This window comes from Brevundimonas sp. (assembly GCF_016463485.1).
GTDB lineage: Bacteria > Pseudomonadota > Alphaproteobacteria > Caulobacterales > Caulobacteraceae > Brevundimonas.
In genome coordinates this window covers 1-6524 of the sequence record NZ_JAEMRD010000175.1, presented here as the reverse complement: position 1 = coordinate 6524, position 6524 = coordinate 1, and the positions used below count along the sequence as shown (strand labels likewise).

At 68.9% G+C, this 6524-nt stretch carries 6 protein-coding genes and 1 pseudogene; 1 reads left to right on the top strand and 6 read right to left on the bottom strand.

Translation table 11 applies throughout. From position 1 onward, the window contains the following. From JHC99_RS16895 to JHC99_RS16880, 4 genes are all read right to left on the bottom strand, one after another. On the bottom strand, positions 1 to 1114 hold a 1114-nt coding region (locus JHC99_RS16895; RefSeq protein ID WP_292155802.1), incomplete at its 3' end, for a M56 family metallopeptidase. After that, a complete protein-coding gene (locus JHC99_RS16890; RefSeq protein WP_292155801.1) occupies positions 1111 to 1515 on the bottom strand; it encodes a BlaI/MecI/CopY family transcriptional regulator in 405 nt (134 codons plus the stop codon). The genes JHC99_RS16890 and JHC99_RS16895, both read right to left, overlap by 4 nt. Positions 1516 to 1598: 83 nt before the next feature. Then, positions 1599 to 2333: a chorismate mutase gene (locus JHC99_RS16885; protein WP_292155799.1), complete on the bottom strand. Its 735-nt coding sequence runs from the start codon at positions 2331 to 2333 to the stop codon at positions 1599 to 1601. A gap of 361 nt (positions 2334 to 2694) precedes the next feature. Then, positions 2695 to 3279: a prephenate dehydratase domain-containing protein gene (locus tag JHC99_RS16880; protein WP_292155798.1), complete on the bottom strand. Its 585-nt coding sequence runs from the start codon at positions 3277 to 3279 to the stop codon at positions 2695 to 2697. Between the two features lie 130 nt (positions 3280 to 3409). Between JHC99_RS16880 and JHC99_RS16875 the strand changes: the two genes are divergently transcribed. Then, complete coding sequence (locus JHC99_RS16875; protein ID WP_292155797.1) at positions 3410 to 4621, top strand: FAD-dependent oxidoreductase; 1212 nt, start codon at positions 3410 to 3412, stop codon at positions 4619 to 4621. Positions 4622 to 4655: 34 nt separating this feature from the next. On the opposite strand, the gene JHC99_RS16870 is transcribed toward JHC99_RS16875, so the two are convergent. Together JHC99_RS16870 and JHC99_RS16865 are read right to left on the bottom strand one after the other, a co-directional pair. Then, positions 4656 to 6026 (bottom strand): class II 3-deoxy-7-phosphoheptulonate synthase, encoded by a 1371-nt coding sequence (locus JHC99_RS16870; RefSeq protein ID WP_292155796.1) that lies wholly within the window; start codon positions 6024 to 6026, stop codon positions 4656 to 4658. A gap of 79 nt (positions 6027 to 6105) precedes the next feature. Beyond that, positions 6106 to 6524: pseudogene (locus JHC99_RS16865) on the bottom strand (glutathione-disulfide reductase); the annotation flags it as partial.

The following is a 6524-nucleotide window of genomic DNA, read 5'->3' as shown; positions in this document are numbered from 1 at the left end:
CCGCCGGAACCGCAGGCGGGGCGATACCGTCCTGCGGTTCCGGCGGAGCGGGCGGAGCCGGAGGCGCTGCCATCTGGAGCATGGCCGGAAGCCCTGCGATCGGGGCGGCCGGCGGCGCTGACACAGCCACCGGCGGGACCGGGGGAAGCGGCGCGGTCGGGGCGCGGTCGTGCAGTTCCAGTGCGGCGAGCGGCGTCGCGACGACGACCAGGGCGGCGATGGACAGGCCGATGGCCAGGGGACGGCGCGGGGTGCGAGAGGCGGTCATGAGGCGTTTGATCCTTCTTTTGAGCGAGCGGGGGTCGGCCGCCATGGCGAGCGCGACGGGGGAGTTGGGGACGGCGGCCAGGCCGATCAGGGTCCGGGCATAGGTGTGGCGATCGACGTGGCGCACGGCCTCGGCGTCGGCAGCGTCCTCGGACGCTGAGGCCAGGTCGGCCGCGACCTTCCAGACCAGGGGATTGAACCAGAACAGGGCGAGCGCCAGCCGCGACAGCATCAGGAACAGCCAGTCACGCCGCCTCAGATGCGCCAGTTCATGGGACAGGATGGCGGCGGCCGTGTCGGGCGCGGACAGGCTGGTGCGGTCGATCAGGATGGCGCCTGGCGACAGTCCCCAGCTCAACGGCCCGGCGACGCGGGGGCTGGCCGACAGGCGCGGCGGATGACGACCGCCCAGTCGGGTCAGGGCCGCAGTCCAGTCGGGACAGCGCACGACCTGCGCCTGTCGCGTCCAGCCCGCCAGGGTCCAGATGCCCGCGGCGACCCGCGCGGTGATGATGAGGGCACCGACGGCCCAGACCCATCCGACGACGACGATCGCCGATGGCCAGCGCAGGTCTCCCGACAGGGCGACGCCTGCGACCGCCACCGTCGTGCCGGACCAGAGAGGTTCGACCGGGCCAGATGCGGCCTGTGAAGCCGGAAGGACGTGCAGCACCAGCGCCGGCAGGATGGTCATCGCCACCGGCAGGACCAACAACAGGATCAGGGTCGCCCGCAGCACCAGCACACGGTCAGTGGGTCGCATGGCCACGCCGTGAGCCACGGCCAGACCCCCTGCGGCGATCAGGCTGGACTTGAGCAGCAGGCCGATCAGAAGCGACAGGGTCACGACCGCCCCTCCCCGCCGCTCTTGGCTTCAGCCCCCTGCCGCTCCGCAGTGTCGATCAGGGCTTTGAGCGCGGCGGCGTCCTCGGCCGTCAGCCGGTCGCCGAGACCCAGCAGGGCCGTCGCGGCGCTGGCCGCCGAGCCTGCGAAGAAGGTGTCGACCATTCGGCGCAGCACGCCCTCGGCCACGTCGTCGGGGCGGGAGACGGGCTTGAACGCGACCCCTGCGGCACCGGCAGCCCGGCTGACCAGCCCCTTGGCCTCCAGCCGGGTCAGCATGGTGCGGACGGCCGAGTCGCTGAGAGGGTCGGACAGGGCGGCGCGGACGTCGGCCGCCGTCGCCGTCTCCAGACGGCACAGGGTCTCGAAGACCTCGCGTTCGCGCCGGGGCAGGGTTTCGATCATGGCCGACCTCGCTACAAGTGTGGCGCTACACTTGTAGTGAAATCAGGCCAGATCAAGGCGTCATGATGAACTCGGCGACAGGCTCAGCCGATGGCGCCGACGCAGCCTTCGGCCTCGCCTGGTGCCAGATCGGCGTCCGTGAGGGCCAAAGACCAGCCGTGGTGGGTCGACAGGCCCCAGCGGCGGGCACCACCACCGTCACCGGCGTCGCCGCCGGCGGTGACGATGACGCGACGGCCGGTCGGCAGGGCCGGCGGGTCGATCTTGCCGACGGCGAGCGCCGTGGGCTCGCCACCGCCCAGGCCGAAGCCGTCGAACACCGACAAGCCTGACCATTCGCGGCGCAGGCCGACCCACCAGGCGTCGTCGTTGTTGATGGCCAGGACGGCGACGCCGTGACCCTCGGCGGCGAAGGCGAGCGCCTTCTGGGGGTCGCGGACCATGCGGATGTCGGCGGCCATGCCGAAGCGCTGGCGGGCACCGTCGAAGGCGCGGGTGGGCTCGGTCGGAGCCCAGACCTGGACCTGAAGCTGGCCCTGGCGCGCCAGGCCCCAGCCGACGATCTCGCGCCACAGGCTGGACACCGCCTCGGCATTCTGCGGGTCGCAACGCGACAACATGCGCGCCTGGACCGTCTGTTCGCGATCGGGACGCAGTTTGGTGTGGGGGCCGTGGGGGGCGTCCTTGGCCTTGCCGACCATGGCGGCGACGGCGAGGCGGCGCTCGAACAGTTCCAGCAACTGGTCGTCGATCAGATTGATCTCGTCGCGCAGGGCGGCCAGAGCCATCTGCTCGGGGGTCATTTCGGCAGGATTCATGTCAGGCCAGAGCTCATGGGTGGTGGCCTGTTTGAGGGCTTTGTCGGATTCTAGAATGGAGACGGACATTTAAGAGGGGCTTTCGATACGGAAATTTCGATGATGGGCGAATGGGTGCGCCGCCGCCCCGGTCAGGGCGGTCGCCGGCGAGGCTGTCAGGAGCGGGTGCCGCTCGAGGCCTCAGCCGGCGTATCGAAAGCCGTAATAGGTGCCGCCGAAATAAAAGGAGGCAACCGCGCGCGAACGGGTCGAAAGGGTCAGAACGTTTGCGCGCAGCGGGGACATGGTCGAATCCAGATGCAGATCATGACGATCTGCCGGTCAGGTAACGGCCCTTAAGACACGCAACGATCGTGCGCCGTCAACCCTCAGTCCGTGCCAGCAGCACAAAACGCGTGCGATTGTCGGCCGAATCCTGAAGGTCGTTGCGCAAAATCTCCAGTCCATAGGCCTCAGCCGCGGCCATGGGCGCAAGCGCAGCGCGGGTGTGGTCGCCGGCCTCGGCGACGTCGCGGGCAGCGCCGGCGGTGTCGAAGGCGACGACGATCCGACAGTGGAAATGCTCCAGCGTCTTGCGGCACTGGTCGAGGGCGATGGGGTGACTCTCGATCGTGCGGATGTCCGACAGCATGGTGCCCGGCAGCGCCATCAGGGCGTGGCGGATCGGTCGCCAAACGTCGGCCAGCACCCTGTACCCTCCCTCGCGCACCAGGGTCGCGGCGGGCTCGACGGCACCGATGGTGGAATTCTCGATCGGGATCAGGGCCAGGTCGCAATCGCCGGACGCCAGGGCACCCAGCGCCAGATCGAAGCTCTCGAACGGCACGGCGATGTCCCAGGGCCGCAGGGCCATACAGGCCTCATGGCTGAAGGCACCGGGTGCGCCCTGATAGGCAACCCGGCCGGGCGTATCGTCATTCTCGGGTCGGCCGATCTGGTCGGGCATGGCGGGTTCCTGAAGCTTGCCGGAGCATTTGCGGCGCCGGTCGCCACACGACAAGCCCTGCGGCTTCGATGAGGCACTGGCGAGGCGGATGGGGCCACGCTAGGTTCGCGGTCCGTATCCGTGAGGCGTCATGACCCCTTCAGCCGAGACCAGCCGACGCGTCCTGTTGTCGGGGCTAGGCGGCCTGGGGATCAGCGGCGCGCTGTCGGCCTGCGCCTCGACAGCGCCGGTCACGATCGCCCCGTCACGGCCCCTGTTTCTCGCCCCGGCTCCTCTCGCGCCATTGCGGCTGGATGCGCGGCTGATCACCCGCACGACCGTATGCCTGAGGCCGTTCCGCGCGGCCGGGCCCCGGATCGAGGTCGAGCCCGTCGGCGACAAGCGGGTGGTCCACAACTATGGCCACGGCGGCTCGGGCTGGTCCCTGTCGTGGGGGTCGGCGGCGATCGCGGCGGCCTATGCGATGCAGGGTGGGACGCGCGAGGCGGCCGTGATCGGCTGCGGGGCCATAGGAATCACGACGGCCATCACCCTCCAGCGGGCCGGGGCGAAGGTGACGATCTATGCTTCGGAGCGGCTACCCGAAAGCCGGTCGGCGCGAGCGTCGGGCATGTGGACGCCGGATTCACGGATCGCCGATGCGGACAAGGTCGATGCGGCCTTTCCGGCGGTCTGGGAGCGGATGGCGCGGCTGTCCTGGGCGCGGCATCAGACCTATGTCGGTCTGCCGGGCGAGCCGGTGTCGTTTCTGGACCGATACATCCTCGCCGACGCCGCCGGCCCGCCCAAGCCCCCGTCCGCGCCTGAGCGGGAGCGCAAGGAAATCCGGTTCGCGATCTATCCAGACGCCCTGAACGACATCGTGCCGCGCTCACGCCAGCTGACGGCCGCGGAGCATCCCTTCCCCGTCGCCTCGGCACGGCGGTTGACGCAGATGCAGTTCAACGTCGCCGACCTGGCCGAACGGTTGACCACCGAGTTCCTGAGGGAAGGCGGGCGGATCGAGACACGGACCTTCCATTCACCGACAGAGCTCTCGACCCTGCCCCAGCCCGTGATCGTCAACTGCACCGGCTATGGCGCGCGCGCCCTGTTCGGTGACGACAGCGTGGTGCCGGTGAGGGGCCAGATCGCCTGGCTGCCGCCCCAGCCGGAGGTCCGCTACAGCCTGTACTATAACGGCGTGTCAGTGATCCCGCGGCCCGACGGCGTGGGGGTCCAGGGCCTGCGGGGCGGCGACATGCTCGGCTACGGCGACGACGACGAGACGCCGGACCGCGCCGACGCCGAGGCCGCCATCGCCCGGGCGGCGACCCTGTTCGACCGTCCGGCAAGAGCCTGATTCACGACCTCGGTAGCCCTCGCCCGATCAGGCTCTAGGCCGCCCGTGACTGGTTCAGACGCCCGAGCTTGAGCCGCTCAGCCACCAGGAAGGACAGTTCGAGCGCCTGGTCGGCGTTGAGGCGCGGGTCGCAGTGGGTGTGGTAGCGGCTGGACAGGTCGTCCTCGGTGACTTCGGTCGCCCCGCCCAGGCATTCGGTCACGTTTTGACCGGTCATCTCCAGATGCACGCCGCCGGGGTGGACCCCTTCGGCCTCGGCCACGTCGATGAAGGTGCGGACCTCGCTCATGATCCGGTCGAAGGGCCGGGTCTTGTAGCCGTTTTCGGCCTTCAGGATGTTGCCGTGCATCGGGTCGATCGACCACACCACCTTGCGGCCCGCCGCCTTGACCGCCTTCATCAGGCCCGGCAGCCGCTTGCCGACCTTGTCGGCGCCGAAGCGGCCGATCAGGGTCAGGCGACCGGGCGTGTTGTCCGGGTTCAGGACGTCGGCGAGGCGCAGGATGTCGTCGGCCTCCATGGTCGGACCGCACTTGACGCCGATCGGGTTCTTGATGCCACGCATGAACTCGACGTGGGCGCCGTCCAGCTGGCGCGTGCGTTCGCCGATCCACAGCATATGGGCCGAGGTGTCGAACCATTCGCCGGTGCCGCCGTCCAGCCGCGTCAGGGCGCTCTCGACATTCAGCAGCAGGGCCTCGTGCGAGGTGAAGACCTCGACGCGGCTGAGGTCGGGATGGGTCTCGGGGGTGACGCCGACGGCCTCCATGAAGGCCAGGGCCTCGGTGATCTTGTCGGCCAGTTCGCGGTACTGGGCGCCCGCGCCATTGTCGGCGAAACCCAGGGTCCAGCGGTGGATATTGTACAGGTCGGCATAGCCGCCGCTGGCGAAGGCGCGCAGCAGGTTCAGCGTCGAGGCCGACTGGTTGTAGGCCTTCAGCAGGCGCTGCGGATCGGGAATGCGATCTTCCGCCGTGAAGGCCGAGCCGTTGATGTTGTCGCCGCGATAGGACGGCAGGGTCACGCCGTCGATTTCCTCGACCGGAGACGAACGCGGCTTGGCGAATTGACCGGCAATACGGCCGACCTTGACCACCGGCTTGCGGCCCGCAAACGTCAGGACGACGGCCATCTGGAGTATCAGGCGGAAGGTGTCGCGGATGTTGTCGGTCGAGAACTCCTTGAAGCTCTCGGCGCAGTCGCCGCCCTGCAACAGGAAAGCGTCGCCCGCCTCGACCTGGGCCAGTTTGGCGGTCAGGGTCCGCGCCTCGCCCGCGAAGACCAGCGGCGGCATGGCACGCAGTTCGTCCTCGACGGCGGTCAGGGCGCGCGGGTCCGGATAGTCCATCGGCATATGCACGACGGGCTTCGATCTCCAGGATTCAGGGGTCCAGCGGTTGGTCATGCCGCGCGATATAGTCCTGTAGACCTGTTACGACAATAAAACTCCGCGCGTTGCCGCTGGTAGCGGAACTTCAACCTCGTCACCCCGCGCTCATCGTCGGGGACTGTTTCTCCTTCAGGGTGACCAGTTCCTCGGCCATGGTGGGGTGGACGGCGCAGGTGGCGTCCCACTGGGCCTTGGTCAGGCCGGCCTTTACGGCGATGGCGGCCAGCTGGATCATCTCGGGAGCCTCGGGGCCGACGATGTGAACGCCGACGACCTTCTGCGTCGTGCCATCGACAACCAGCTTCATCAGGACGCGCTCGTCGGAGCCAGTGAAGGCGTACTTCATCGGCCGGAAACGGGTCACATAGACGTCGACCTCGCCCGAGCAAGAGTGCCGTGCCTCGCTTTCGCTGAGGCCAACGACGCCCACCGGCGGCTGGCTGAACACCGCCGTAGCCACGGCCTCGTAGTCGAAATGCTGGGGGTTGTCCTTGTAGACCGTCTCGTGGAAGG

What these genes read in the sequence shown, in the direction of transcription:
- JHC99_RS16890 (WP_292155801.1), bottom strand. Translation starts at nt 1,515, where the DNA reads ATGATCGAAACCCTGCCCCGGCGCGAACGCGAGGTCTTCGAGACCCTG.
- JHC99_RS16885 (WP_292155799.1), bottom strand. Translation starts at nt 2,333, where the DNA reads ATGAATCCTGCCGAAATGACCCCCGAGCAGATGGCTCTGGCCGCCCTG.
- JHC99_RS16880 (WP_292155798.1), bottom strand. Translation starts at nt 3,279, where the DNA reads ATGCCCGACCAGATCGGCCGACCCGAGAATGACGATACGCCCGGCCGG.
- JHC99_RS16875 (WP_292155797.1), top strand. Translation starts at nt 3,410, where the DNA reads ATGACCCCTTCAGCCGAGACCAGCCGACGCGTCCTGTTGTCGGGGCTA.
- JHC99_RS16870 (WP_292155796.1), bottom strand. Translation starts at nt 6,026, where the DNA reads ATGACCAACCGCTGGACCCCTGAATCCTGGAGATCGAAGCCCGTCGTG.